26 protein-coding genes, 1 pseudogene and 1 riboswitch are annotated in these 24,928 nt (G+C 63.2%); of the genes and pseudogenes, 14 read left to right on the top strand and 13 right to left on the bottom strand.

Annotated elements, in window-relative coordinates; all coding sequences use genetic code 11:
- Positions 1–177 precede the first annotated feature (177 nt).
- Together AC0L2U_RS12700 and AC0L2U_RS12695 are read left to right on the top strand one after the other, a co-directional pair.
- Positions 178–2,766: a TIGR02302 family protein gene (locus AC0L2U_RS12700; RefSeq protein WP_473601990.1), complete on the top strand. Its 2,589-nt coding sequence runs from the start codon at positions 178–180 to the stop codon at positions 2,764–2,766.
- Between the two features lie 111 nt (positions 2,767–2,877).
- A complete protein-coding gene (locus tag AC0L2U_RS12695; protein WP_128364524.1) occupies positions 2,878–3,249 on the top strand; it encodes a glyoxalase superfamily protein in 372 nt (123 codons plus the stop codon).
- Here AC0L2U_RS12695 and AC0L2U_RS12690 read toward each other — a convergent pair.
- Positions 3,228–4,121 (bottom strand): LysR family transcriptional regulator, encoded by an 894-nt coding sequence (locus tag AC0L2U_RS12690; protein WP_473564148.1) that lies wholly within the window; start codon positions 4,119–4,121, stop codon positions 3,228–3,230. The genes AC0L2U_RS12695 and AC0L2U_RS12690 overlap by 22 nt on opposite strands.
- A gap of 210 nt (positions 4,122–4,331) precedes the next feature.
- On the opposite strand from AC0L2U_RS12690, the gene AC0L2U_RS12685 reads away from it, so the two are divergent.
- Positions 4,332–5,279 (top strand): DMT family transporter, encoded by a 948-nt coding sequence (locus tag AC0L2U_RS12685; RefSeq protein ID WP_473602067.1) that lies wholly within the window; start codon positions 4,332–4,334, stop codon positions 5,277–5,279.
- Here the strand turns inward: AC0L2U_RS12685 and AC0L2U_RS12680 are convergent, their stop codons facing one another.
- The 3 genes from AC0L2U_RS12680 to AC0L2U_RS12670 form a co-directional block, all read right to left on the bottom strand.
- Complete coding sequence (locus tag AC0L2U_RS12680) at positions 5,280–5,651, bottom strand: response regulator (RefSeq protein ID WP_027038124.1); 372 nt, start codon at positions 5,649–5,651, stop codon at positions 5,280–5,282.
- A 198-nt stretch (positions 5,652–5,849) separates the two neighbouring features.
- Positions 5,850–6,392, bottom strand: coding sequence for a hypoxanthine phosphoribosyltransferase (gene hpt / locus AC0L2U_RS12675; protein WP_023811104.1), 543 nt, complete (start codon positions 6,390–6,392; stop codon positions 5,850–5,852).
- A gap of 23 nt (positions 6,393–6,415) precedes the next feature.
- Positions 6,416–7,060 carry a hypothetical protein gene (locus AC0L2U_RS12670; protein WP_128288211.1) on the bottom strand — a complete coding sequence of 215 codons (645 nt, stop codon included), beginning with the start codon at positions 7,058–7,060 and terminating at the stop codon, positions 6,416–6,418.
- Positions 7,061–7,252: 192 nt separating this feature from the next.
- On the opposite strand from AC0L2U_RS12670, the gene ftsE reads away from it, so the two are divergent.
- From ftsE to AC0L2U_RS12655, 3 genes are all read left to right on the top strand, one after another.
- Positions 7,253–7,912 (top strand): cell division ATP-binding protein FtsE, encoded by a 660-nt coding sequence (gene ftsE / locus AC0L2U_RS12665; protein ID WP_010911739.1) that lies wholly within the window; start codon positions 7,253–7,255, stop codon positions 7,910–7,912.
- Positions 7,905–8,900: a cell division protein FtsX gene (locus AC0L2U_RS12660; RefSeq protein ID WP_128288212.1), complete on the top strand. Its 996-nt coding sequence runs from the start codon at positions 7,905–7,907 to the stop codon at positions 8,898–8,900. Before ftsE ends, AC0L2U_RS12660 begins: the two co-directional genes overlap by 8 nt.
- Before the next feature lie 133 nt (positions 8,901–9,033).
- Positions 9,034–9,759, top strand: coding sequence for a YdcF family protein (locus AC0L2U_RS12655; RefSeq protein WP_127270825.1), 726 nt, complete (start codon positions 9,034–9,036; stop codon positions 9,757–9,759).
- On the opposite strand, the gene AC0L2U_RS12650 is transcribed toward AC0L2U_RS12655, so the two are convergent.
- Both AC0L2U_RS12650 and AC0L2U_RS12645 read right to left on the bottom strand, forming a co-directional pair.
- On the bottom strand, positions 9,760–10,392 hold the full coding sequence (locus tag AC0L2U_RS12650; protein ID WP_128288213.1) for a pyridoxamine 5'-phosphate oxidase family protein: 633 nt from the start codon (positions 10,390–10,392) through the stop codon (positions 9,760–9,762). It abuts the gene before it with no gap.
- Positions 10,393–10,416: 24 nt separating this feature from the next.
- Positions 10,417–10,886 (bottom strand): annotated as a pseudogene (locus AC0L2U_RS12645) (nuclear transport factor 2 family protein).
- A gap of 117 nt (positions 10,887–11,003) precedes the next feature.
- On the opposite strand from AC0L2U_RS12645, the gene AC0L2U_RS12640 reads away from it, so the two are divergent.
- Positions 11,004–11,906 carry a LysR family transcriptional regulator gene (locus tag AC0L2U_RS12640; protein ID WP_127809195.1) on the top strand — a complete coding sequence of 301 codons (903 nt, stop codon included), beginning with the start codon at positions 11,004–11,006 and terminating at the stop codon, positions 11,904–11,906.
- 124 nt (positions 11,907–12,030) lie between these two features.
- Entirely contained in the window at positions 12,031–12,831 is an 801-nt protein-coding gene (locus AC0L2U_RS12635; RefSeq protein WP_128288215.1) for a lysophospholipid acyltransferase family protein, read from the top strand.
- 25 nt (positions 12,832–12,856) lie between these two features.
- On the opposite strand, the gene AC0L2U_RS12630 is transcribed toward AC0L2U_RS12635, so the two are convergent.
- From AC0L2U_RS12630 to AC0L2U_RS12620, 3 genes are all read right to left on the bottom strand, one after another.
- Positions 12,857–13,483, bottom strand: a complete 627-nt coding sequence (locus AC0L2U_RS12630; RefSeq protein ID WP_473601989.1) for a LysE family translocator — start codon at positions 13,481–13,483, stop codon at positions 12,857–12,859.
- A gap of 91 nt (positions 13,484–13,574) precedes the next feature.
- Positions 13,575–14,522 (bottom strand): aldo/keto reductase, encoded by a 948-nt coding sequence (locus tag AC0L2U_RS12625; RefSeq protein WP_128288217.1) that lies wholly within the window; start codon positions 14,520–14,522, stop codon positions 13,575–13,577.
- Positions 14,523–14,643: 121 nt separating this feature from the next.
- Positions 14,644–15,165 (bottom strand): gamma-glutamylcyclotransferase, encoded by a 522-nt coding sequence (locus AC0L2U_RS12620; protein ID WP_127318398.1) that lies wholly within the window; start codon positions 15,163–15,165, stop codon positions 14,644–14,646.
- A gap of 142 nt (positions 15,166–15,307) precedes the next feature.
- Here AC0L2U_RS12620 and AC0L2U_RS12615 point away from each other — a divergent pair, with 142 nt between their 5' ends.
- Both AC0L2U_RS12615 and AC0L2U_RS12610 read left to right on the top strand, forming a co-directional pair.
- Positions 15,308–16,306: a DUF2125 domain-containing protein gene (locus tag AC0L2U_RS12615; protein ID WP_473601988.1), complete on the top strand. Its 999-nt coding sequence runs from the start codon at positions 15,308–15,310 to the stop codon at positions 16,304–16,306.
- Positions 16,307–16,313: 7 nt separating this feature from the next.
- On the top strand, positions 16,314–17,237 hold the full coding sequence (locus AC0L2U_RS12610) for a sugar kinase (protein WP_128288219.1): 924 nt from the start codon (positions 16,314–16,316) through the stop codon (positions 17,235–17,237).
- Positions 17,238–17,326: 89 nt separating this feature from the next.
- Here the strand turns inward: AC0L2U_RS12610 and AC0L2U_RS12605 are convergent, their stop codons facing one another.
- Positions 17,327–18,262: a prephenate/arogenate dehydrogenase family protein gene (locus AC0L2U_RS12605; RefSeq protein WP_206622036.1), complete on the bottom strand. Its 936-nt coding sequence runs from the start codon at positions 18,260–18,262 to the stop codon at positions 17,327–17,329.
- A gap of 5 nt (positions 18,263–18,267) precedes the next feature.
- Complete coding sequence (gene hisC, locus AC0L2U_RS12600; RefSeq protein ID WP_128288221.1) at positions 18,268–19,377, bottom strand: histidinol-phosphate transaminase; 1,110 nt, start codon at positions 19,375–19,377, stop codon at positions 18,268–18,270.
- A gap of 136 nt (positions 19,378–19,513) precedes the next feature.
- A riboswitch (SAM riboswitch) is annotated at positions 19,514–19,591 on the top strand.
- 114 nt (positions 19,592–19,705) lie between these two features.
- Here hisC and metX point away from each other — a divergent pair.
- Together metX and metW are read left to right on the top strand one after the other, a co-directional pair.
- Complete coding sequence (gene metX / locus AC0L2U_RS12595) at positions 19,706–20,875, top strand: homoserine O-acetyltransferase MetX (RefSeq protein WP_127271091.1); 1,170 nt, start codon at positions 19,706–19,708, stop codon at positions 20,873–20,875.
- Entirely contained in the window at positions 20,872–21,489 is a 618-nt protein-coding gene (metW, locus tag AC0L2U_RS12590) for a methionine biosynthesis protein MetW (RefSeq protein ID WP_127268377.1), read from the top strand. The genes metX and metW overlap by 4 nt, the downstream gene beginning before the upstream one ends.
- 7 nt (positions 21,490–21,496) lie before the next feature.
- Here the strand turns inward: metW and AC0L2U_RS12585 are convergent, their stop codons facing one another.
- The gene (locus AC0L2U_RS12585) at positions 21,497–21,817 is read right to left on the bottom strand and encodes a DUF1330 domain-containing protein (protein ID WP_127396312.1); all 321 of its coding nucleotides are present in this window, start codon (positions 21,815–21,817) and stop codon (positions 21,497–21,499) included.
- 327 nt (positions 21,818–22,144) lie between these two features.
- Between AC0L2U_RS12585 and AC0L2U_RS12580 the strand changes: the two genes are divergently transcribed.
- The gene (locus AC0L2U_RS12580) at positions 22,145–23,101 is read left to right on the top strand and encodes a glycosyltransferase family 2 protein (RefSeq protein WP_245482664.1); all 957 of its coding nucleotides are present in this window, start codon (positions 22,145–22,147) and stop codon (positions 23,099–23,101) included.
- Between the two features lie 15 nt (positions 23,102–23,116).
- A complete protein-coding gene (locus tag AC0L2U_RS12575) occupies positions 23,117–24,052 on the top strand; it encodes a glycosyltransferase family 2 protein (protein ID WP_127396310.1) in 936 nt (311 codons plus the stop codon).
- Between the two features lie 70 nt (positions 24,053–24,122).
- Here AC0L2U_RS12575 and AC0L2U_RS12570 read toward each other — a convergent pair whose 3' ends face one another.
- Positions 24,123–24,926 carry a DUF1194 domain-containing protein gene (locus AC0L2U_RS12570; RefSeq protein WP_473601987.1) on the bottom strand — a complete coding sequence of 268 codons (804 nt, stop codon included), beginning with the start codon at positions 24,924–24,926 and terminating at the stop codon, positions 24,123–24,125.
- Between the last annotated feature and the right edge of the window lie 2 nt (positions 24,927–24,928).

The following is a 24,928-nucleotide window of genomic DNA, read 5'->3' as shown; positions in this document are numbered from 1 at the left end:
TTTTCCGAACTGCCTCGCCTTTGCCGTGTTTGCTGGTATTCTTTGAGTCGTGAGGCGTCGGGCTATCCTGCCCGCTCCACAGCATGATCCCGAAAAGTGAAATCCCTTTCGGAACAGATCATGCTCAAAGGGATAGGGCCGCATCCCGGTTTTCGGGATAGGCTCAAGGAAGGGCCGATGACGCAACGACCCACCTTCAGCAGCGATCGCGGCCTGGCCGGACGCCTGGCCTTGAGCCGGTTGGCGACGCGGGTCTCGATGATGGTCGAGCGCGGCTGGCCGTTGCTGCTTCCGCTCGTGATAGTCGCCAGCCTGTTCCTCAGCATCTCCTGGCTGGGGCTGTTCTCCCGGCTGCCGGATATGGCGCGCATCGGCCTGGTCGCTGCTTTTGCCATAGCGGCACTGGCCGCGCTCTATCCGCTGCGCTTCTTCCGCCTGCCGGGCGCCGGCGAAATCGACCGCCGCATCGAGGCCGCCAATCAACTGTTGCACAGCCCGGTGCTGGTGCAGACCGACCGGCCCAGCGGCAGGGAAAGCAGCTTCTCGCAGGCGCTGTGGCGCGAACACCAGAAGCGCATGGCTGGAAAGCTCGACAACCTTGGCGCCGACCTGCCGCGCACGCGCGTGCCGGAGCGCGACCCCTGGGGGCTGCGCGCGGTGGCGGCCCTTTTACTCGTTACCGCCTTCGCCTTCTCCTTCGGGCCGACCGGCGGCAGGATCAGCGACGGCTTCAATGCCCATGGCGCGCGCGATATCGTGCCGCCGCGCATCGATGCATGGGTGACGCCACCGGCCTATACCGGCAAGCCGCCGATCTTCCTGACCGCCGACGCTAACCAGGCGATCCCGACCTTTACGATTCCCGAAGGCAGTGACGTTTCGCTGCGCGTGACGGGCGGCTCGGGCGAGGAAACGCTCGGCTATGCCGACAAGAATGGCAACGCCCGCGTCATCGACCCCGCTGCGCCGCAGGCCGCCGCCAAGCCGGCCGCAAGCCCGGCGCCGCCGTCCAAGGTGCGCCAGTTCACCAGCAAGCTGACCGGCGACGGCACGCTGACGCTGACCTCGGGCGAGGACCAGCTCGGCCGCTGGGCCTTCGCGGTCATATCGGACAAGCCGCCGCAGATCCGCTTCGTCGGCGAGCCCAAGCGCGCCGCAAACGGCGCCTTCGAGCTAAACTACCAGATCGACGACGACTATGGCGCCGCCACCGCCAAGGCAGTGTTCGCGCTCGCCGATCCGCAGGCGCCGAATGCGCGTCCGCTGTACGGTGCACCTGAAATGCCGCTGACGCTGCCGCGCCGCGGCGGCAAGTCGAACGCCGCCAAGACCTCCAAGGACCTGACCGAGCATGTCTGGGCCGGCAACAGCATCAAGCTGACGCTGGTCGCCACCGATGATGCCGGGCACACCGCATCGAGCGAAACCAAGACGCTGCTGATGCCGGAGCGGCCTTTCGCCAATCCGCTGGCACGCGCCGTGATCGAACAGCGCCGCCTGCTGGCGCTCGACGCCAACGCCAAGCCGCGCGTGCTCGACCTGATGGACGCCATCACACTTCGGCCGGAAGATACGTTCGACAACATGTCCCACTATCTCGCCATCATGAGCGCCCGCACCCGGCTGAAGATGGCCGAGAGCGACGATCAATTGCGCAGCGAGGTCTCCTATCTCTGGGAAATCGCGCTCGGCATCGAGGAAGGCAATCTTTCGGCCGCCGAAAAGCGGCTGCGCCAGGCGCAACAGGCGCTGCAGGACGCCATCAAGAATGGCGCCAGCGACGCTGAAATCGAAAAGGCGATGAAGGAACTGCGCGAGGCGATGAACCAGTTCCTGCAGGAATTCGCGGAGCGCGCCAAGCAGAATCCCAACGCCCCGCAGATGCAGCAGAACGGCCAGGAACTGCGCCAGAGCGACATCGATCGCATGATGGACCAGATCGAAAACCTGGCGAAGTCCGGAGATCGCGACAAGGCCCAGCAACTGCTGTCGCAACTGCAGGACATGATGAACAATCTGCAAGCCGGCCGTCAGCAGCAAGGCGGCCAGCAGGACAGCGAGATGCGCCAGCAGATGGACAAGCTGGGTGAGATCCTGCGGCGTCAGCAGGAGATGATGAACGACACCTTCCGCATGGATCAGATGCAACGCGGCGAGCGCCAGCGCGGGCAGAACCGTGACGAGCAGCTCGGCGAAGGCGGCCAGGATGAGGACAGACCCGGCGTCGGCGAAGACCGCGATCCGCTCGCCCGGCAAAAGCCGATGACACCCCAGGAATTCGCCGATGCGCTGAAACAGCTGCAGCAGGGCCAGGGCCAGCTGCAAAGCGACCTCGATCAGCTGAAGAAGGGCCTCGAAGGCATGGGTATGGAGCCCAATGAAGGATTTGGCGAGGCCGGCAAGTCCATGGGCAATGCCGAACAGGCACTCGGCGAGGGTGAAGGCGATGCGGCCGTCGGTCATCAGGGCCGGGCGCTGGAAGCGCTGCGCAAGGGCGCCAAGGACATGATGAAGCAGATGCAGGCCATGCAGGGCGATCAGGGCGGCGGCGAGGAAGGCGGCCGCCAGCAGAACGCCGGTCGTGATCCGCTCGGCCGGCCACGCGCCAGCCAGGGTCCCGATTTCGGCGATTCGGTGAAGGTGCCCGACGAGATCGACGTGCAGCGTGCCCGTCAGATTCTGGAAGCGATCCGCAAACGGCTCGGCAATGCGCTCAGCCCCGACATCGAACGCAGCTATCTGGAACGGCTGCTCGAGCTGAAATAGAGCAATTCCAGGAAAATTGTGAAGCGGTTTTCCGTCCGGAATTGCGAAAAAACAAAGGGATTGCCGCCCGCGTCCATCTCACCTGAAAACCTCTCGCACGGGTGCACCACCATGCCCAGACTTGGCGCTGTCACACCCATCCTGCGCATCTTCGACATTGCCAAGGCGCGTGAATTCTATGTCGGCTTCCTCGGCTTCGAGGTGCAGTGGGAACATCGCTTCGCCGACGACGCGCCGCTTTACGTGGCGGTCGGCCGCGACGGCTGCGTTCTGCATCTCAGCGAACATCATGGCGACGGTGCACCCGGCATCGCCCTGCGCATCGAGGTCGAGGACATCACCGCTCTTCATGGCGAACTGATCGGCAAAAACTACCGCTTCGCCAGGCCGGGCGTGGAAGATACGCCTTGGAAGACCCGCGAGGTGTCGGTCGCCGATCCGTTCGGCAACAGGCTGCATTTCTACGAGGATGCCGCCGGCTGACTGAGCCTGTTGACGAAGGCTTCGCGGATCGCATCCTGCATGCCGTCGATCGCCTCACCTGACGCATTGGGGTTGCGGTGCATCACCACGTTCGAGGAATCGATGGCGCCGAATCCGTCCGCGGTGGTCAGTTCACGACAGCCGTCCGGAATGTTGCTGCGCGAAATCGGCGCGATCGCCAGTCCGGAGGTGACGGCGAGCTTGAGGCCGCCGGTGGTGTCGCTGGTATAGGCGACACGATAGGCAAGATCGCGCTGCTCCAGTGATTTGATGGCGAAGTCCTTGCACCAGCCGGCCCGGTTGTAGAGCGCGATCGGCACCGGCTGTTCCTCATGCATGTGATGCAGGGTCGACGTCACCCACACGGTCGGGTCGTGCATCAGCACTTCGCCGCCGGCGGGATCCTGCCATTCGAACACCACGCACAGATCGAGTTCGCCGGCAGCGAGCGCCGCCATCTGTGCCCCGGAATGGGCATAGCGCACGGTGACCTCGACCTGTGTATGACGCTTCGAGAAGGCGCCGAGCGCGCGCGACAGGATGGCGTGGCCATATTCCTCCGGAATGCCGATGCGCACCGGCCCGCCAAGCGGCGCTGCCGCCATCGATGCCGACGTCTCGTCGAGCAGCGAGACAATGCGGCGGGCGTTGACGATGAGTTCGCCGCCGCGCCGCGTCAACGCGACGCCGCGCGAACCGCGCTCGAACAGGCTGGCGCCGATCAGCTCTTCGAGCTTCTTCATCTGCATCGACACCGCGGATTGGGTGCGGCCGGCCTGCTCCGCCGCCTTGGTGAAATTGCCGGTCTCGGCAATCGCCACGAAGGTTCGCAGGAGGTCGCTGTCGAGGGTCGGCCGCACGGAATCCGCCATAAGAGAATTTGATTGCTGGCATCATTCCAATTCGTTTGCAACATGTCAAACGGCGGACGATAGTCGCCATACCCATTGGATATGCGGCTGCGAAATCAGCCGCGGACCAATCAAGAGTCCTCACTCGTGCCCGCTGCCCGAAACGGTGGCGGGTTCTTTTTACCCCGCAGGCGGCAGCTTCGGGTCGTACGCGCAGGAGCCTGGATGCAGATGCAGAATCGGATGGTGGGCGGCATCCCGAGCCTGTGCCTCGGCGTGCTGGTCTTTTCGCTGCAGGATCCGCTCGTCAAAGCCGTGTCGAGCGGCTATCCGGTGACCGAGGTGATGGCGATCCGCTCGATCGTCGCCCTGCCGATCCTGATCGTTCTGGTCCATGCCGATGTCGGCTTGCGGGCGATCCTGTCGAAGCGATTCGGCATGCTGACGGTGCGCGCCTTCATCCAGTTCACCTCCTATACGATGTACTACCTGGCCATCGCTGCTTTGCCGCTCGCCGATGCGGTGGCGCTTTATTTCATGGCGCCGCTGTTCATCATGGTCCTGGCCGGGCCGTACCTTGGCGAGCGCGTCTCCTGGCAGACACTGGCAACCGTGCTGATCGGCTTGTTCGGCGTCCTCGTGATGCTGCGCCCCGGCGCAGGGCTGTTCGACTGGGCAGCGCTGCTGTCGCTGGGCTCGGCGGCGCTCTATGGTTTTTCGCAGCTGATGGCCCGCAAGATCGGCGATACTGAATCGTCCACGGTCATGGCCTTCTATCAGAACGGCGCCTATCTGGTCGGCGCCGCCGTGGTTGCCGGGGCGTTTCACCTGGCCGGCATCACACACGCCGTTCACCCAAGCCTGGAATTCCTGGTACGGCCATGGCTTTGGCCCACGCTGCCGGATTTTCTCAAGATGGCGGCCTGCGGTTTCGTCGCTTCCGCCGGCATGATCCTGCTGTCGCAGGCCTACCGGATGGCGCCGGCCAACCGCGTTGCCACCTTCGAATACACCGGCATCCTGTGGTCGCCGCTGTGGGGTTTCCTGTTCTTCGCCGAGGTGCCGCGGTCGACGACGGTGATCGGTGCTGCCTTGATCATCGGCGCCGGTCTGCTGGCGCTCAACACCGAACGGCGCAAGAATGTTCCACCTGTGCTCGCTGCCGCCGACCCAGCCTGATCAGGCGAAGCAGATCAGCGCCCGCTCGACTCGCGAACGGATTTCGGCCAGCGTGAAGGGCTTCTGCACGACATCGAGGATGATGCCGTTCAATTCCTCGGCGCGCTCGCGCTGGTCGGCATAGCCGGTCATCAGCACGATCTTGATCGACGGAAACAATGCAGCAGCCGCGATCGCCATCTCGATGCCGTCCATCTCCGGCATGCGGATATCGGAGACGACGAGATCGTAGCCGCCACGCGCCGCCTGGATCAGCGAAAGTCCCTGTGCGCCGTCCGCCGCGATATCGATTGTGTGCCCGGCGCGTTCAAGCGCGCGGGCGGCCAGGGTGCGGACGGACTCATCGTCCTCGACGATCAGAAGCTTTGCCATGGCCGGCATATTTGGCCGCCAAAAGTTGACTTTTCCTGAAAGTCCCCGAGCAATCCAGGAAAAGTGTGAGACGGTTTTCCGGGAAAAGCGCATAGCGCTTTCCCTTGGGAATTGCGTCAAAACAAAAAACTAGAGCGGTTCGGCGTTTTCGTGAAGCGGCGAACCGCTCTAAGCATCAGCAAACCTTTTTGATGCCGCTCAGACATCCCCTTTGACGACACCGACAAACGGCAACTCGCGAAAAGCATGGGCTACATCCATGCCGTAGCCGACGACGAAATAGTCGGGGCAGTCGAAGCCGACATAATCGGCATTGAGCTCGGTCTGGCGGCGCATGCGCTTGTCGAGCAGCACGGCGATCGAACAGCTCTTGGCGCCCCGCGACAACATCAGCTCGCGGGTAAAGCTCAGCGTCTTGCCCGATTCGAGAATGTCGTCGATCAGCAGCACGTCGCGGCCGGCGACCTCATTGTCGATGTCGCGCAGCACCCTCACCTCGCCGCTGCTGGTGCCGGCGCCATAGCTGGAAATGAAGATGAATTCGACCTCCGGCGACAGGCCGACATCGTGCATGGCCCGGATAAGATCGGCGGCGAAGATAAACGAGCCCTTCAGCACCGAGATCACCAGCAGATCGTGATAATCGTGTCCGGCAATCTCCTTGGCGAGTTCGAGATTGCGCCGCGCGATCGCCGATGCTGAAAACAGAACCTCGATGTCCTTGCCGCGTACGATGGGCATTGATGGTCTTCCCCGGTGATCGCCTATTCGGCGAAAGTGACCGACACGGTCTTCACACCGTTTCTAGGCACGTCGAGCCGGCTGGCAAAGCCGAATCTTTCGCCAGACGCCAGCGAACGGCCGGATGTCCCCAACGTATAGCGGGTAGTCTGCCCGTCATTGCCGGTCACCCGGATTTCGAGCGGCGGCAACTGCGTCGGTTTCGCACCATCATTGACGGCCTCGCCATCGACGAACAGCGCGGCGTTCGGCCCGGTAGCGTCGACGCGTGACGTGACGCCCGAAATGCTGAGCGCCGACGCCTGCGCGCTGGATGGGAACGGCGCCTGGCGCACCACCGCGTGCCCGCCGGAGACCCAGAACGCGGCCAAGGCAGCGCCGATACCGGCGACCCAGAAGATCGGCCCGCCGCGCGAGGCTGGTAGCCGCTCCGGCAGGGCCTCGGGCTTGCGCAGCATGTCCATGCCCGCGACGGGTGGCATGACGATCGCACGCGGCAGCGGCGAAACGCTCTCCACGGCAGGCGCAAGGCGCGGCATCACCACGTAATCGGCATCGACGATATCGGCAGCCGAACCACGTATGAACCGGTCCGCTGCGGCGATTGCCGCCCGATCGGTCATGATTTCGCCGGAAACCGGGCGCGCGGTTCGATCGTCAGCCATCATGGCCCCAGCATTGCAGCACGTGTTCGCTTTTCGTTTCTTTTGCGTAAACACAAATGGTTAACGCTTCCCCACCGGAGCCCTCGTGACGAGCCGAAAGAGCCCAGAAATTAACCGCCGGTTAACCATGCCGGCCGATGGTCTTTACCCAGAACAGGCCGGCTCGCCGCCGAGCCGAAATTCAGGTCGTCGAAATTGATTCGTTTCGAAAATGTCGGCCTCCGCTATGGCATGGGTCCGGAAATCCTCCGCGACATCTCCCTGCACATCCCGGAGCGCTCCTTCCAGTTCCTCAGCGGGCCTTCGGGCGCCGGCAAGACGACCTTGCTGCGCTTGCTGTTCATGTCGCTGAAGCCGACGCGCGGGCTGATCACCATCTTTGGCAAGGACCGTTCGCGCATCTCGCGTACCGAATTGCCGCATCTGCGCCGCCGCATCGGCGTGGTGTTCCAGGATTTTCGCCTGCTCGACCACATGACCACCTACGAGAACGTCGCGCTGCCGCTGCGCGTGCGCGGGCGCGAGGAGGCGAGCTACCGCACCGATGTCACCGAACTGTTGAAGTGGGTCGGGCTGGGCGAGCGCATGCACGTGCTGCCGCCGGTTCTGTCCGGCGGCGAGAAGCAGCGCGCGGCGATCGCGCGGGCGCTGATCGAGCAGCCGGAAATCCTGCTCGCCGACGAACCGACCGGCAATGTCGATCCGCCGCTGGCGCGACGGCTGTTGCGGCTGTTTATCGAGCTCAACCGTCTCGGCACCGCGGTGGTGATCGCCACCCACGACCTTGGCCTGATGGAACAGGTCGACGCGCGCCGCATGATCCTGGCCGGCGGAAGGCTGGACATCTATGACTGAACTGTCCGCCGAACATTTTGTGGAACGGGAGCAGGACGCCGAGGCGACCGAGGCAAAGCCCCGCGCCCAGCGCAGGATGGCGCCGATCGTGCCGGCGCAGAACATCGCCGGCCGGGCACTGGTCCTGGTCATCGCCATCATGACCTTCCTGTCCTGCCTGACTTTCGGCGCGGTGACGCTGGTGCGCGACACAGCGTCCGTCTGGGAGAACCAGATTTCACGCGAGGCGACCATCCAGATCAAGCCGGTCGACGGCCTCGACATGGAAGCAGCCCTTACCCAGGCCTCCCAGATCGCCGGTGAATTCCCTGGCGTCAAGACGACCCGGATCATCGACCGCGAGGCGACCGCGAGGCTCCTTGAGCCCTGGCTGGGCTCGGGGCTCAACATCGATGAATTACCCGTGCCGCGCCTGATCATCGTCACCATCGACGAGAACAGCCCGCCCGATTTCGCTGCCATGCGCGCCGCGATCACGCCGAAACTGCCGAGCGCATCGCTCGACGATCACCGCACCTGGGTCGACCGGCTGGTAGCGATGGCCCGCACGACGGTGACCATCGGCATTGCCGTGCTGGCATTGATACTGTCGGCGACCGTGCTGACCGTGGTGTTCGCGACGCGCGGCGCCATGGCCGGCAACGGTCACATCATCGAAGTGCTGCATTTCGTCGGCGCCGAAGCACGCTTCATCGCGCGCGAATTCCGCCGGCATTTCCTGGTCACCGGCATGAAGGGAGCGGCGGCTGGCGGTGCCGCGGCAGTGCTCGTCTTCATCGTCTTTTCCTGGTGGTCGTCGCGCAATATGGCGACGCCGCAGGCCGACCAAGCGACCGCCCTGTTCGGCAATTTCGCCATCGGTTCGGCAGGCTATCTCGGTGTCGTGTTGATGGTGCTGGTGATCGGCGGACTGACGGCTGCCACGTCCCACGCCACCGTCGTTGCCTATCTCAGCGACATCGATGTCCGCCAGCCGGATGCAGGCTAATTCATGTCGCCCAAAAGTGGGAACCGGTTTTGGGACAACGACATAGATAGGACAGGGTGATCACGGATGGAGAATTCACGTAACGCAAAGTGCGTCTTTTACCTACCCAAAGCCGCATTTCAGGATTAACCATATGGCGATGGACGCGCGGGATTCGACCGGTACGGCTGGGCAGATGCCAGTGGTGGTTGCCCGTTCGCATGGCCGCTCCACTGTGAGCCGTCTAAGAGCCGCGTTGCGCCTGTCCGCTCTCTCTGTCCTCATCCTCGCAACATTGTTTGCCGGCGGCTTCGGCTGGTTCGCCAATAAGGTCAGTCACCTGACCACGCCTGCCAATCCGGCCAAGGCGGACGCGATCATCGTGCTGACCGGCGGTCAGTCCCGCCTTGATGCGGCGATGGATCTGCTGGCGTCCGGCAAGGGCGAGCGGCTGCTGATCAGCGGCGTCCATCCTTCGGCCAGCCGTCGCCAGTTGCAGGCGGCGACCGGCGGCGACAAGAAGCTGTTCTCCTGTTGCGTCGACATCGACCGCGCCGCGCTCGATACGATCGGCAATGCGGAGGAAAGCGCCAAATGGGTCGAGAGCCACGCCTATGGCACGGTGATCCTTGTCACCAACAATTATCATATGCCCCGAAGCCTGCTGGAAATGGGCAGGCTGCTGCATGGCGCCAAGCTCGAGCCCTATCCGGTGGTCAATTCCAACCTCGACAATGGCGGCTGGCTGACCAAGCCGCGGGCATTGCGCGTGCTGTTCACCGAATACAACAAATACTTGCTGGCGCTGGCGCGGGGCATCGTGCCGGTCAAGCCGACGCCCAATGGCATAGCGCTGGCCGAAACAGCGGCCGGCGGCTGATTATTCCGCTGCGGCCGCGCCCGTATTTCCCCTGAGCCGTGCGATCTCCTGTTCAAGGCGCTCGATCCGCTTGTCCCGCTCGCCGAGTGCCGCCGCCACGTCGGCCGCCTCGAACCGTTGCGGAATATGCTGCGGGCAATTGGCATCCCAGGCCGAGACGGTGAACAGGATGACCTGCTCGGGGCGCGCCTTGTAGTCTTGCGGCATCAGTTTCGCCATCAGTTCAGCGTCACTCTCGACGACCCGCGCCGTGCCCCAGATCTTGATGCGCTGGCGGTGCATATAGTCGATCAGGAACAAGAACGCCCTTGGATTGTCGGCCAGATTGCCCTGCGTGATGAACTGCCGGTTGCCGGAAAAATCCGCGAAGCCGATCGTATGTTCATCCAGCACCTTGAGGAAGCCGGCCGGCCCGCCGCGATGCTGGACATAGGGCTGCCCCTCGCCGTTCGCGGTCGACAGGAAGACGCTGGTCTGCATTTCGATGAAGGCGGCAAGGTCCGGGGTGATGCCGGCCTGCCAGCCGCCACGCTCCTCGACGCGGGCATAGGACTGACGTGAGCCCTTGCGGGCCTGGATCGCCTTGACGGTCGGCGTGAAGGCGACGTCGCTGGTGAAAGCATGCGCGTTCATTGAAAGCTTCCTTGCGGCAAGATGCTAAAGTCCGAGCTCCGACAGCGTCGGGTGGTCGTCCGGTCGCCGGCCGAGCGGCCAGTGATACTTACGATCGGCCTCGCCGATCGGCAGTCGTTGATGCTGGCGATGCGCAGGCGCATCAGCCCGTGTTCATCGAATTCCCAGTTCTCGTTGCCGTAGCTGCGGAACCATGAACCGCTGTCGTCGCGCCATTCGTAAGCGAAACGCACGGCGATGCGGTTGCCGTGGAAGGCCCAGACCTCCTTGATCAGCCGGTAGTCGAGCTCGCGACTCCATTTTCGCGTCAGGAAGGCCTGGATGGCGTCGCGGCCTTGCAGGAATTCGGCGCGGTTGCGCCAGCGGCTGTCCTTGGTATAGGCGAGCGCAACCCGCGCCGGATCGCGTGAATTCCAGGCATCCTCGGCCATGCGCGCCTTCTGTGCTGATGTCTCGGCGGTAAACGGCGGCATCGGCGGGCGGGCTTCGGACATGGCAACTCCTTTGTGGGCCATGCTGCGGGCAGGCTGACAGACACAATATAGAGCCTTCCATCATTCAAATGCAGATGACATATTCGTAACCCGTCCTTCCATTTTCCGGAAGAAGCTATGGATCGTCTCGAAGCCATGTCGCTCTTTGTCGCCGCCGTGGAGGCCGGCAGCCTTTCAGCAGCCAGCCGCCGTTTCGGCATTCCGCTGGCGACGGTCAGCCGCAAGATTTCCGATCTCGAGCGCCATCTGAACACACGCCTCCTGAATCGCTCGACGCGACGGCTAACACCGACCGATGCCGGCCAGACCTATATTGCCGCCTGCCGCCGCATCCTCGACGACGTCGGCGAGGCCGAACGCACGGCAGCCGGCGAATACAGTGCTCCGACCGGCGAACTGGCCATCACCGCGCCGGTCGTCTTTGGCCGTCTGCACGTGCTGCCGGTCGTCACCGGCTTTCTCGCCGCCTATCCCGACGTGGACATCCGCCTGACATTGGCCGACCGCATAACCCAGCTGGTCGAGGACCATTTCGATCTCGCCATCCGCATCGGCCAGTTACCCGATTCGAGCCTGGTCGCCATCGGCGTCGGCGCGATCCGCCGCGTCGTTTGCGCCAGCCCGGCCTATCTGGCCGAACACGGCACGCCAACGGCCCCGGAGGATCTGGAAACACACGATTGCATCACCTTCGAGGGACTTGCCTCCGCCGCCAGTTGGAGCTTCATCAGGGGCAAGGCCGAAATCCCGGTTCGGGTCCGCTCGCGGCTTCAGGTCAACACCGCCGAAGCGGCCATCGATGCCGCGATTGCCGGCGTCGGGCTGACACGCGTGCTTTCCTACCAGATCGAAGCCGCGCTGCGGTCCGGCACGCTGCGCATCCTGCTGCAGGAGTTCGAGCCAAAGTCGTGGCCGGTAAGCCTGGTGCATGCGGGCCACGGCCTGCTGCCGGTCAAGCTGCGCGCATTCCTCGATTTTGCCGCCCCGCGCCTGAAGGAGCGGCTGGCACAGCTGATGTAGCGGAACCAGGCCAATCTCCCATTGGCGACCCTTCTTCGTTGCCAACCAAAGCGCCCTGCGGCCATTTCCTTTTTTCCCGCGCTTGGTGTAACCAACGCTCACCTCCTCACCGGGCTCCCCCCCAATGCTCTACATCAGATCGCTGACGTTCAATTTCGTCTTTTACGTCAACCTGATCGTCCAGATGATCCTCTGGACCCCGTACTATTTCCTGTCGCCCCGGCACCGCGCCTGGTTCGTGCCGAAATTCTGGTCGCGCACCTCGATGTGGCTTTACGACAAGATCGCCGGAACGAAGAGCGAGATCACCGGCCGGGAAAACCTGCCCGAAGGCTCCTTCATCCTGGCCCCCAAACACCAGTCGTTCTGGGATGCGATCGCCTTCTTTCCCTATCTTCACGACCCTCTCTACATCCTGAAGCGCGAGCTCACCTGGATCCCGTTCTTCGGCTGGTACATCATGAAGATGCGCATGATTCCGGTTCATCGCGGCAGCCGTTCGAAAGCGCTGAAGGCCGTGGTCGCCGCGACCAAGGCGGAGATGGCGCGCAATCCTCGCCAGCTCATCATCTACCCCGAAGGGACAAGACGCGCGCCGGGCGACGAGCCGGCCTACAAATACGGCATCGTCGAAATCTATGCGCAACTTGGCGTTCCGGTGGTGCCGGTTGCCCATGTCGCCGGTCTCTATTGGCCGCGTCGAAAATTTCTGCGCTACCCCGGCACCGTGAAGGCGCGCTTCCTGCCGCCGATCCCACCGGGACTGAGCAAGGACGAATTCATGGCCCGGCTGATCGGCGAGACCGAGGCTGCCTGCGACCAGTTCCTGATTAATGCCGCGCGGGGCCCGAATCCGCCTGCCTTGCCGCCGACAGCGGTGAAAAGACTGCAAGAGCTGGACAACGCCGCAAGACACAAAGCCTGAACCGGAAGTCTCCTGCCGGCAGTTCTCAGCCGAAAACGGCCAGCGCGGTGGTCAACACCAGCGTCGCGGCAAAGACCAGGTTGACGATCCGCGAGGCCGCCGGCCGGCGCAGGAAGCGCGCGAATGCCACTCCCAAGACAAGCCACAGAGCATGGATGGCGACGATCATCAGCGCGAGAGCCATCAGCTTCAGCCATGGACCAAGCTCAGTGTTACCCTGTTTGGGCGAAGCACCGGCGAACACGGCGGCGATTGCCACATAGGCCTTCGGATTGGCGACCGCGAGAAGGAATCCAGCCAGCCATGTTGGACACGAAGCCTCCGCGCCGCGTGCTGCCATGGGCGGCGCCGTGGCGATCTTGAAGGCGAGATAGAGGATGTAGGCCGCCGAGGCGAAAGCCAGCAACGGCGCCAGCTTCGGCATCGAGGTAAGCACCGCCATGACCCCGGTCGCGACAACCAGAAGCACGGCGATCGTGCCCAGGATGATTCCCCAGGCATAGCCCAGCGAGTGGCGCAAACCGAAGGCGGTCCCAACGGCGGTAACGCTTATCGTTGCCGGACCCGGGCTGCCCATGATCACCAGGGCGGCAAGCACGAGCGCGAGAAGTTGTCCCCAAAAGTCCGGCTGCGAAAGAAGCGGATCAGTCATTTTCTCCTCTGTCCTGCCTTGCGCGAAGAGACAGTATGGCAGGACCAGAGGGGCGTCTTGGACGTTCGTGCGAGGCGCGGCGCCTGAAGCTTCAGCCGCTCGCTTTGTCGAGTTCGGCCATGTCGGCGGCGGTCAGTTTCAGCGACGCCGCCCTGATCAGGCTGTCCATCTGTTCAGGCTTGGTGGCGCTGGCGATCGGCGCGGTGACACCCGGCCGCGCAATCACCCAGGCAAGCGCGACTTCCGCCTGCTTGGCCGAATGCCTTGATGAAACCGCGTCGAGTGCCGCAAGGATGCGCATGCCGCGCGCGTTGAGGTAGTCTTTCACGCCACCGCCGCGCGGGCTTTGACCGAGATCGGCATCGCTGCGGTATTTGCCGCTGAGAAAACCCTTGGCCAGGCTGAAATAGGTGATGACGCCGATGTCCTCGGCCACGCATAGATCGCGCAACGGCCCATCGAAGGACGAGCGATCGTAGAGATTGTATTCCGGCTGCAGCACCTCGTAGCGCGACAGACTGCGCAAGCTCGCCACATCGAGTGCGGCACGCAACTGGCCGGCGTCGAGATTCGAACAGCCGGCATAGCGGATTTTGCCCTTGGCGAGCAGCTTCTCGTAGGCGCCAAGCGTTTCTTCATAGGGCGTTGCGGGGTCCGGCCAGTGCGACAGATAGAGGTCGATGACTTCGGTCTGCAGCCGCTTCAGCGATGCGTCGACGGCCTTTTCGATGTATGCGGCGGACAGGTCCTTGTGCCCCTGCCCCATATCCGAACCGACCTTGGTGATCACCACGACCTTGTCGCGATTGCCACGGTCTTTCATCCATTTGCCGATGATGGTTTCCGATTCACCGCCTTTGTGGCCGGGAACCCAGCGCGAATAGGCATCCGCCGTATCGATGGCGTTGAGGCCGGCGCCGACGAAGCGGTCGAGCAGGTCGAACGAGGTTTTCTCGTCGGCGGTCCAGCCGAAGACATTGCCGCCCAGAACCAGCGGCGCGATGGACAGGTCGGTGCGACCGAGACGACGTTTCTGCAAGGCGGATCTCCGGGATGATTGGGGCGGGCAAATGGCGCCCGCGGGCTGAGGGTCGGAGCCTAACCTAGGTCTTGCCTGAACGAGGTCAAAGGCCTGGCCGCCTTTTTCCGCAGAGCCAGCTTCACAAAGGCGCGACCTGGCTGGCGACATCCTCCAGCCAGTGGTCGCTTATGCCCAATGCCTCGAGATGCTCCAGCGTGCTCAGCACATAGTCCTCGTTGTTGCCGGACTGGCCGACCGCGCCGCGCACCACGGCCGCCGCATCCGCCACGTCGAGCGCTCCGGCATATTGCTCGTGCTGGCGGTCGACGATGTAGACCACGGCGTCGACCGTATCGCCCCCGTCGAGGCGAATCTTGAGCATGCGCTCCAGATAGACATTGGTGACCAGTTCGCGCTCGCGAAGATAGGCCATGACCTCGTCGCGCAAGTCGCCGGGGACGCGGAATGCGAGGCCGACGCAGGACCCGCCACGGTCGAGGCCGAGCACCAGCCCCGGCCGCTCGCGCGTTCCGCGATGCACGAAGGAATAGACGCAGAGCGAGCGCCGATAGCCGTGCAGGCGGGCACGCTGTGTCTCGACATGCGCGAATCCCGGCCGCCAGATCAGCGAGCCATAGCCAAACACCCAAAAATCGCCCATATCGCCGCGCCTGATTGCAAAAGATGCCAACACCGCACCCGGACCGGTGTTTTTTCCGCCCGTCCCGTCTAACTATTCGTCTGCCTACCTGGCGGAATCGACCACCCGTCCGCAACACCCATGCGTTAACGAGAGCCAAAGCATGACGTCAAGTGACGAACGCCAGCCGAACAAACGTCGCCGCCTGTTCTGGCTTGCAGCATTCATCGTCGTGCTGTTCGCCCTCTACAGCGGCGGCTGGTTTTATCTGGCCGACCGCGTCAGGAGCGAGGCCGACAAGGCGGTTGCCACGCTCAACAAGAATGGCGTCGAGGCCGGCTGCGCCAATCTCCAGGTCAGCGGCTATCCCTTGAGCTTTACCGTCTCCTGCGACAACCTCGCCTATGAGGATGATGCCAGGAACATCGCGGCCTCAGCCGGCAGTTTCAACGCGGCCGCCCAGATCATCCAGCCTCTGTCGCCGGTTGCCAATCTGCGCGGCCCGCTCAGGACCTCCGTTCCGGACATGGTGCCGCTGTGGATCGACTGGGACAATCTGCAGGCCAGTTTCAAATTGTGGTGGCCGCTGCCGCAGCGAATCTCGCTGGAGGCGGAGGGCCTGTCCGGCCAGACCGATCCGGCCGACGACACCGATCCGGTGCAACTGTTTAGCGCCGGCAAGGCCTCGGGCCAGTTGCAGCCCAACGGGGAGGATATCAACTATCTCGGCAGTTTCGGCGATCTCGAGATCGACCCCGGCGCGATTGGCGGGCGCGTGCTTCCGGCGCTCGATGCCAGCGGCGACGTGACATTGAAGAACGGCGTCGCACTGATCGGCACGCAGGTGAAGAGCCTTCGTGGCCAGGCGATCGAAATCCGCAACCTTGACCTGTCGTCGGGGCCGGCGCGCATCACCGTTTCGGGACCGCTCTCGGTCGATGCCGAGGGCCTGGTCAACGCCGATCTGACGATCAGGCTGAAGGACCCGAAGGCGGTGGCGGCCATCCTCGGCGCCGCCATACCCGAGCAGAAAAGCCAGATCGAGCAGGGTTTTTCTGCCCTGGCGGTGCTCGGCAACGAACCGTCGATGCCGCTGAAGGTGGTCAGGGGCAAGGCCTCGCTCGGCTTCATTCCGCTGGGCAAGATCAAGCCGGTCGAATAGCTCAACCATGGCAAAACCCGTGAAGCTGCTGAGCGTTGGCGCCTTGACGCTGGACACCATCCTGCGCGTCGAGACGCTGCCCGTGCATCAGGGCAAGTTCATTGCCTCCGACGGCCTCCAGATCGCCTCGGGCATGGCCACCAGTGCTGCCTGTGCCGCGCATCGCCTGGGGGCCGAGGTATCGCTGTGGGCGAGCGCGGGTGACGATGCCGTCGCCGACCAGCTCATCGCCGGCATCGAGGCCGAAGGCGTCGATTGCACCTTTGTGCGCCGCGTCAGAGGCGCCCGCTCGGCGCTGGCCTCGATCCTGGTCGACGCGCATGGCGAGCGCATCATCGTGCCGTTCTATGACGGGCTGGCCCAGGCCGATCCCGAAGTCTTGCCGGTCGCCGACCTCACGGCATTCGACGCCGTGCTGGTCGATGTCCGCTGGCCGGGCGCGGCAGCGTTGGCACTCAAGGCGGCACGCGCCGTTGGGCGTCCGGCGATCCTCGATGCCGACACCGCGCCGCTGGAAGTTCTGGAACAGCTGTTGCCGCTCGCCACGCACATCGTCGCTTCGGAAACGGCGGCGCGCATCGTCTGCGGCCAGGCGCTCGATCCGGAAACGGCTTGCGCCGATCTCGCCAGCCGCACCGACGCCTTTGTCGCGGTAACCGGCGGCGCGGCGGGCTGTTGGTGGCACGACCGTCGCGCAGGCTGTGTGCGCCATGTCGCGGCGCCGAGGATCAAGGCAGTGGATACGCTCGCCGCCGGCGATGTCTTCCACGGCGCCTTCGCCGTCGGGTTGGCGGAAGCCATGCCGGTCGAGCAGGCTTTGCGCTTTGCCAGTGCGGCCGCGGCGCTCAAATGCCTGCGCTTCGGCGGCAGGCTGGGCGCGCCGGATAGGGCCGAGACGCTGGCCATGGTTGCGCAGACCTGGCCAGCCTGAAACTGACGCTTTTGTTTTGACGCAATTCCCAAGGGAAAGCGCTAGCGCTTTTCCCGGGAAAAACGCCTCACACTTTTCCTGGAATTGCTCTAGCCCTTCGCGGGATGCTCGACGGCCTGGCGACCGAAATCGGGCACGTCGATGTCCTGGCCGGCCTCGATGATCGAGCGGCGTACGGCGCGGGTGCGGGTGAACAGATCGAAGAGCTTTTCGCCGTCGCCCCAGCGGATCGCGCGTTGCAGCGACGCCAGATCTTCCGAGAACCGCGCCAGCATTTCAAGGATGGCGTCCTTGTTGTGCAGGCAGACATCCCGCCACATGGTCGGGTCGGAGGCGGCAAGGCGGGTGAAGTCGCGGAAGCCGGAAGCCGAATATTTGATCACTTCGGACTTGGTCACCGACTGCAGATCATCGGCGGTGCCGACAATGTTGTAGGCGATGATGTGCGGCAAATGCGAGACGATGGCCAGCGTCATGTCGTGATGCTGCGGGTCCATCGTGTCGATGTTGGCACCGCAGCGGCGCCAGAACTCCGACAGCCTCTCCAGCGCGTCCGGGTTGGTGTCGGGCAGCGGCGTGAAGATGCACCAGCGATTGTCGAACAGGTCGGCGAAACCGGCGTCGGGGCCGGATTTTTCCGTGCCCGCCAGCGGATGGCCGGGAATGAAATGGACACCTTCAGGCACATAAGGCTGCATCTGCGCGATGACAGACGCCTTGGTCGAGCCGACATCGGTGAGGATCGCGCCCGGCTTCAGCGCCGGCGCGATTTCCTCGGCCACCGCGCCGGACGAGCCGACCGGCACCGAGACGATGACCAGGTCGGCATCGCGGACAGCTTCTCTCGCATCGGTAGTATAGCTATCGCCCAGCCCGAGTTCCTCGGCTCGCGCCAGTGTCGCGGCACTGCGGGTCGAAATGGCCAAGTGACGGGCGAGACCTTCGCGGCGGATGACGCGGGCCAGCGACGAGCCGATCAGGCCGATGCCGACCAGCGCGATCTTTTCAAACATCGGTGATGTCATGGTCTCTAGCTTTTCAGGAATGTCGTGAGAGCGGCGACAACGCCGCGATTGGCCTCTTCGGTGCCGACGGTCATGCGCAACGCGTTGGGAAAGCCATAGCCCGAAACGCGCCGCAATATATAGCCGCGCGCCGTCAGATAGTCGTCCGCCGCCGCCGCCGAATGCTTCTGGTCATCGGGAAAATGAATGAGGACGAAATTGCCGACGCTCGGCGTTACCCGCAGCCCGAGCTTTGTGAATTCCTCGCTCAACCAGGCAAGCCAGGTCTCGTTGTGCGCCACGCTGCGCTCGACATGGGCGCGGTCGCGGATGGCTGCGATACCGGCCTCGATCGCCGTCGCATTGACGTTGAAGGGACCGCGCACGCGGTTGATGGCGTCGACGATATGCATCGGCGCATACATCCAGCCGATCCGCGCGCCACCCAGGCCGATCTTGGAGAAGGTACGGGTCATCACCACGTTCTCGGTGCTGCCGACCAGTTCGATGCCGGCCTCATAGTCGTTGCGGCGGACATATTCGGCATAGGCCGCGTCGAGCACCAGAAGCACGTTCTTCGGCAGCGTGGCATGCAGCCGGCGTACCTCCTGGAACGGTACATAGGTGCCGGTCGGGTTGTTGGGATTGGCGAGGAACACGATCTTGGTGCGCGGCGTGACCGCAGCCAGGATGGCGTCGATGTCGGCGCGCTCGTCTCTTTCCTTGATCGTCACCGGAACGGCACCCGCCGACTGGATGTAGATCTTGTAGACCATGAAGGCGTGTTCGGTGATGACGGCCTCGTCGCCGGGCGCCAGATAGGTCTGCGCCAGCAGGCCGAGAATCTCGTCGGAACCGTTGGAACAGATGATGTTCTGCGGGTTGAGGCCGTGCACCTCGGCGATCGCTTCGCGCAGCCGCCTGGCGGTGCCGTCGGGATAGATGTCGAGCTTGCCGGCAATCTCGCGCGCGGCTTCGATCGCTTTCGGCGAGGGCCCTAGCGGATTCTCGTTTGATGACAGCTTGTGGACCTTGGCGACGCCGGCGGGCGCCGTGCTCTTGCCCGGCACATAGGCGTCGATGTCCATGATGCCCGCACGCGGGGTTGGACGTGCCTGGTCCGGTGTCTGGCTCATGTCGCAAAATCCGTCGAGAACGCTTCCTGAGGGAAGCCGCAGCGGAAATACAAGCCGTGGCCTGCAATGTCGAGAGGCGACAGCCATCGCCCAGGGCTGGCCGTTGACGACGGCGCGCCACAGCCCTAGAAGGGGTGCGAACTTCCGTGGTGATTTGGCCGGTCGGCTTGCAGCCACGTTAAACAACTTGCTAAAGGGCCGTTTGCATCCTGTAACCGGCTTTGCGACTGCAATGCCGGTTTTTTGTTGTCCGCCCCGGCCGGACACCCGTATCGGCCTCGACTTTCGACAAGCGCGATGCGTGGGCTCAAAGTGTGAGATGGATGTCATGGCCGTTCTGCGCGCCCGCAAAACCAACAACGAGGTCGACCAGCCGTCGAGCCCGGTTTTGCGTTTTGGATCCGACAAGCCGCTCAAGCTGGACGCCGGCACGCTGCTGTCACCGTTCCAGATCGCCTACCAGACCTACGGCACGCTGAACGATGCCCGCTCCAACGCCATCCTCGTCTGCCATGCACTGACCGGAGACCAGCACGTCGCCAGCACCAATCCGGTGACCGGCAAGCCTGGCTGGTGGGAAGTGCTGATCGGCCCCGGCAAGATCATCGACACCAATCGCTTCTTCGTCATCTGCTCCAACGTTATCGGCGGTTGCCTTGGGTCCACCGGTCCGGCCTCGACCAATCCCGCCACCGGCAAGCCCTACGGGCTTGACCTGCCCATTATCACCATTCGCGACATGGTGCGGGCGCAGCAGATGCTGATCGACCATTTCGGCATCGAGAAACTGTTTTGCGTGCTCGGCGGCTCGATGGGCGGCATGCAGGTGCTGGAATGGGCGTCGAGCTATCCGGAGCGCGTCTTCTCGGCGCTGCCGATCGCCACCGGCGCGCGCCATTCCTCGCAGAACATCGCCTTTCATGAGGTTGGCCGCCAGGCTGTCATGGCCGATCCGGACTGGCATGGCGGCAAATATTTCGAGCACGGTAAACGCCCGGAAAAGGGCCTGGCGGTGGCGCGCATGGCCGCCCACATCACTTACCTGTCGGAAGCCGCCCTGCACCGCAAGTTCGGCCGCAATCTGCAGGATCGCGAAGCGCTGACCTTCGGCTTTGACGCCGACTTCCAGATCGAAAGCTATCTGCGCCACCAGGGCATGACCTTCGTCGATCGCTTCGACGCCAATTCCTACCTCTACATGACGCGGTCGATGGACTATTTCGACCTTGCCGCCGACCATGGCGGCCGGCTGGCCGATGCTTTCGCCGGCACGAAAACCCGCTTCTGCCTGGTGTCGTTCACCTCGGACTGGCTTTTTCCGACCGAGGAGAGCCGCTCGATCGTGCATGCGCTCAACGCCGCCGGAGCATCGGTATCCTTCGTCGAGATCGAGACCGACCGCGGCCACGACGCATTCCTGCTCGACGAGCCGGAACTGTTTGCCGCCATCAACGGCTTCATCGGCTCGGCCGCCAGGGCGAGAGGGCTGGGCCTATGAGCGTCAACCGCGACCAGCGCGTCGACCTTGAAGTCGTCGCCAACCTCATCCCACCACAGTCGCGCGTGCTCGATGTCGGCTCGGGCGACGGCTCGCTGCTCGAATTGCTGCAGGACAGCAAGCAGGTCGACGGCCGTGGGCTCGAGCTGTCGCAGCGCGGCGTCAACGAATGCGTGGCGCGCGGCCTCTCGGTCATCCAGGGCGATGCCGACAAGGATCTCGAATTCTATCCCGACAAGGGCTTTGACTTCGTCGTCCTCTCGCAGACGCTGCAGGCCACCCGCAACCCGAAGCTGGTGCTCGACGAACTGCTCAGGATCGGCAATCGCGCCATCGTCTCCTTCCCCAATTTCGGCCATTGGCGTGTGCGTCTGTCACTGTTCGTCAACGGCCGCATGCCGGTGACCAAGGACCTGCCCTATTCCTGGTACGACACGCCCAACATCCACTTCTGCACCATCCGCGACTTCGTCAATCTGTGCGACGAGCTCGGCGCGACCGTCGAGAAGGCAACCGCTCTCGACGCCAACGGCCAGAAGATCGGCCTGTCGATGCCGTGGTGGTTCTGGAACTTCTTCGGCCAGCAGGCAGTGTTCCTGCTGAAACGGCAGTAGCCGCAAGCTAATCGAGGATGTCCGTGGCCTTGTGCGGATGTTCGACGCCGTCAGCAAACACCACGTCGGCCTCCGAATTGTCCGTGCGCAGCGCCAGAATCGCTTGATAGGCGGGCGAATTGTACCAGCCATGCACATGCTGCCTGTCGGGAAATTCGATGATGATCAGATGGCCCGGCCAGTTGTTCTCGATCACCTCGACATCGCCGCCATGGACCAGAAAACGGCCGCCGAAAGGTTCCAGCGTGGCATCGATCTTGTGCAGGTATTCGATGATCTGCGGGCCCATCGTGGCTTGGCGCATATGGGCGACGGCGTAAGCGGTCATAAGTGCACTCCCTTTCAATCGAAGCCGATTGCCGGCTCCGAAGGCACAGATTGCCAAGGGTCGTGACAGAATTCGATTACCCCAAAAGTAATAAGAATGAGATGAGGCGATCAAGACGAATCGGCCTGCGCGATCCTGAGGCGGTTTCCAGTCTCCGGCCCTCAGGGTGTTGCCGTTGAGACGCAAGGTTGCGAATTCGGGGTTGCGGACGGATTGAACTCTGCAACCAGATGATGACACGGGAGCATGTTTTTCGTAGCGTCATGCCGGACGCGATGCCGAGCGAAGCACGGAGCGGGGAACCTGACCTATTCGATCGTTGTCGAAATGGAAAACGCCAAGTCCATCAATGAAGATGAGATCGGCGTTTCGTTCAGCGCTTTGGCACGGGAAATAAAAGCCGTGACGACAACCGGTCAATACCTGAAACCGGAGGTCATCGTCGTTCACAGCGGACCAGATACCGACACACCGATTCTCCGGCATCGTCTCACCGAAATTGTTCCGCAACTTGGCATGGCAGCAAATACGGTCTTCAGCGCCTGCACAGGCGGCCGGTACTATGAGGTCAAGAACGCAGGCGCCGCGTTGGCCAAGGGCGACATCGTCATTTTCTGCGATTCCGATACAGTGATCGAAGACGGCTGGCTGTCGGCACTTCTCAAACCGCTCCAAGATCCGAAGACGATCGCCGTGAACGGTTACACCTATCTCGGCTGTGACGATTTCGCTTCGCGGACCTTTGCGCTTCTGTGGTTCTTCCCGCTGCGTGATGGTGATCGACGCTTTGCTTCCAAGCGCGCGATGAACGCCAACAATTGCGCCTTCCGCAGAAGCTGGTTAGCCGGCCATCCCTTTCCGGCCAGCAATGGATTCAAGGTTTCTTGCACGTTGCTCACCAGCCAGTTACGAGCAAGCGGGCATGATTTTGTCAGAGTCGATGCCCGGGCCAGCCATTATCCTCCGCGCGGTTGGCGGTTTTTCTTTTGGCGTGCCCTGGTCACCGGGCGCGATGCGGACCGGAAATATGTGGCACTGGCATCGCCATCCCAAGCCGCGCGAGTGCTGAAGGCGACAAGACGTTGGTTTTCGACATCCTGGAAAGTGGGCGGGCGTATTCTGACGCATGCAACTCGGCTCGGAATGCCGGCATGGCAGATCCCGTTTGCACTGATCGTCGGATTGGCCTTTTGCGCGCTGGTTTTTTGTGCACAAGCGGCCATGGCCCTTGGGCTGGTTCGGGACAAGGTTGAAAACGTGCCCCTCTACGTGGGACATAGCTGAAGCACTATGGTCAAAATGGGCAAAACCATCGAACCGACACCTCTCATCACGGTCATTACGCCGACCCACAACCGACGCGAAACGGTGTTGCGCGCCGTGGAAAGCGTACTCTCCCAGAGCATGTCGAGGCTTGAGCACATTGTCGTCGACGATGGTTCGACCGATGGGACCGAATCGGCGCTGGCCCGCATCCAGGACCCGCGGCTGATCTATGTCGGGGCGAAATGGCGAGGCGCCAACGCAGCCAGGAATGCCGGCATCGAGCGCGCGCGGGCACCGTTGGTGACGTTCCTCGATTCGGACGACATCTACATGCCGCACCGGCTCGAACGAACCCTGACCTGGTTCGAGGAAAATCCTGTACTGCAAGTGCTGATCAGTTCGTTCGTGTCCCTGAAAGGCAGTCGCATCACAAACTGCGTCAACCCCGAGGCGTTCGTGAGCCCCGCAATGCTTGAGCGGACGCTGGTTGGGCAGACCATCTTCATTGCCGGCTCCGCGATCACGGCTCGCCGCGAAGCCTTGCTGGCCATCGGCGGCTACGACAGCGACATCACCCGCATGCAGGATCGCGAATTGCTGCTGCGCCTTGCCCGGCGCTTCGGTGCGCAGTTGTCCAGGGATCTGGACTGGACGAAATACAATTCGGAGAACTCGATTTCCGGCCGCCGTGACGGCTATGTCGAGGCCTATGCGAACCTGATGGGCAAACATCCGCATATTGCCCATGCCTACCCGCACATTCCGCCTTACATGATCTCGCGGCAACTCATCGCCGACATCCTGCGAGGCAGGATACCGGAGGCATTTCAGGGCTACATGGCCAACCGTTCATCCAAAACGCTTGGCTATTCGCTGCCGGAATTGATGCAAGGCTATGTCCACGGCCGGCGCTGGCGCCGCGATCTCTCCAACGAGTTTCGCAATCAATTTGGTGCCCGGCCCGCTTAAACCGAGAGGGATTCCGGGAAATTGTGGAACGGTTTTCCCTCCGGATCGCGTTAACCCCTCTGTCGAGAGCTCAACGGTCAAGTTCGGGAAAATACGGATCCGATAGAAACCGCCTGTCCCGTTCGCCTTGCAGGCAGTCTATCGGCGTCGCCGCGTCGATGGGGATGCTTCTCACCTCGTCCTGAATGCCGCTCACTTCCAGGAGCAGCTTGCGCCGGATGGCTGTCGAAAACTCGGCGGCGGCATAGATAGGCAGCACGAAGGAACCGGGTCCGCCGATCACGCACTGCGCATAATACTGGTCGAGATGGCTGAAGGTGGGCGACGGGCTGATCAGGATCGGCAGCCCGTTGACGACGATGCCTTTGGCAGTCGCCGCATCACGCGTCGCGGTGGCCGGCGGCCCGATATTGTTCGGTCCGTCGCCCGAAATGTCGATGACGCTGCGTTCGCCCTGGAAAGACGTGCGGTCGAAAAGCTCGGTGCCGAAGGCCAGCGCGCCGGAAATCGAAGTGCCGCGAAAGCTGCGGAACGGGCGAGCCGCGACCTTGTCGGCAAAGCTGTTCGCGCTCTCGGCACTATCGATAATCTGCCAGCCGATGACCGCGTCGTCGCGCACCGTGCCGGCCCATTCGAAATAGGTCAGCGCTATGCGGCCCGTGGCGCCGGCGCGGACAGCCTTGATGAAGTCGGGATGCCGCAGCGCCTCGACATAACCGGCCCGCTGCAGGGCGAACTCCTTCTCGTCCATCGACAGCGAGATGTCGACCGCCAGCACCAGCTCGACGTCGACGGCGAGCGCATCCGCCGGCGAGGCCATCGGGGCAGCCTGGGCGCAGGCAAGACAGGCAAGCAGGCGCAGGGCATGAAGCATGG

This window comes from Mesorhizobium sp. WSM4808, from assembly GCF_055811675.1.
The sequence above is the reverse complement of the archived record's forward strand: the minus strand, read 5'-3'. Positions and strand labels throughout refer to the sequence as shown.

Coding starts and splice junctions, on each gene's coding strand:
- AC0L2U_RS12700 (WP_473601990.1), top strand. CDS start 178: ATGACGCAACGACCCACCTTCAGCAGCGATCGCGGCCTGGCCGGACGC.
- AC0L2U_RS12695 (WP_128364524.1), top strand. CDS start 2,878: ATGCCCAGACTTGGCGCTGTCACACCCATCCTGCGCATCTTCGACATT.
- AC0L2U_RS12690 (WP_473564148.1), bottom strand. CDS start 4,121: ATGGCGGATTCCGTGCGGCCGACCCTCGACAGCGACCTCCTGCGAACC.
- AC0L2U_RS12685 (WP_473602067.1), top strand. CDS start 4,332: ATGCAGAATCGGATGGTGGGCGGCATCCCGAGCCTGTGCCTCGGCGTG.
- AC0L2U_RS12680 (WP_027038124.1), bottom strand. CDS start 5,651: ATGGCAAAGCTTCTGATCGTCGAGGACGATGAGTCCGTCCGCACCCTG.
- hpt (WP_023811104.1), bottom strand. CDS start 6,392: ATGCCCATCGTACGCGGCAAGGACATCGAGGTTCTGTTTTCAGCATCG.
- AC0L2U_RS12670 (WP_128288211.1), bottom strand. CDS start 7,060: ATGATGGCTGACGATCGAACCGCGCGCCCGGTTTCCGGCGAAATCATG.
- AC0L2U_RS12660 (WP_128288212.1), top strand. CDS start 7,905: ATGACTGAACTGTCCGCCGAACATTTTGTGGAACGGGAGCAGGACGCC.
- AC0L2U_RS12655 (WP_127270825.1), top strand. CDS start 9,034: ATGGCGATGGACGCGCGGGATTCGACCGGTACGGCTGGGCAGATGCCA.
- AC0L2U_RS12650 (WP_128288213.1), bottom strand. CDS start 10,392: ATGAACGCGCATGCTTTCACCAGCGACGTCGCCTTCACGCCGACCGTC.
- AC0L2U_RS12640 (WP_127809195.1), top strand. CDS start 11,004: ATGGATCGTCTCGAAGCCATGTCGCTCTTTGTCGCCGCCGTGGAGGCC.
- AC0L2U_RS12635 (WP_128288215.1), top strand. CDS start 12,031: ATGCTCTACATCAGATCGCTGACGTTCAATTTCGTCTTTTACGTCAAC.
- AC0L2U_RS12630 (WP_473601989.1), bottom strand. CDS start 13,483: ATGACTGATCCGCTTCTTTCGCAGCCGGACTTTTGGGGACAACTTCTC.
- AC0L2U_RS12620 (WP_127318398.1), bottom strand. CDS start 15,165: ATGGGCGATTTTTGGGTGTTTGGCTATGGCTCGCTGATCTGGCGGCCG.
- AC0L2U_RS12615 (WP_473601988.1), top strand. CDS start 15,308: ATGACGTCAAGTGACGAACGCCAGCCGAACAAACGTCGCCGCCTGTTC.
- AC0L2U_RS12610 (WP_128288219.1), top strand. CDS start 16,314: ATGGCAAAACCCGTGAAGCTGCTGAGCGTTGGCGCCTTGACGCTGGAC.
- AC0L2U_RS12605 (WP_206622036.1), bottom strand. CDS start 18,262: ATGACATCACCGATGTTTGAAAAGATCGCGCTGGTCGGCATCGGCCTG.
- hisC (WP_128288221.1), bottom strand. CDS start 19,377: ATGAGCCAGACACCGGACCAGGCACGTCCAACCCCGCGTGCGGGCATC.
- metX (WP_127271091.1), top strand. CDS start 19,706: ATGGCCGTTCTGCGCGCCCGCAAAACCAACAACGAGGTCGACCAGCCG.
- metW (WP_127268377.1), top strand. CDS start 20,872: ATGAGCGTCAACCGCGACCAGCGCGTCGACCTTGAAGTCGTCGCCAAC.
- AC0L2U_RS12585 (WP_127396312.1), bottom strand. CDS start 21,817: ATGACCGCTTACGCCGTCGCCCATATGCGCCAAGCCACGATGGGCCCG.
- AC0L2U_RS12580 (WP_245482664.1), top strand. CDS start 22,145: ATGGAAAACGCCAAGTCCATCAATGAAGATGAGATCGGCGTTTCGTTC.
- AC0L2U_RS12575 (WP_127396310.1), top strand. CDS start 23,117: ATGGGCAAAACCATCGAACCGACACCTCTCATCACGGTCATTACGCCG.
- AC0L2U_RS12570 (WP_473601987.1), bottom strand. CDS start 24,926: ATGCTTCATGCCCTGCGCCTGCTTGCCTGTCTTGCCTGCGCCCAGGCT.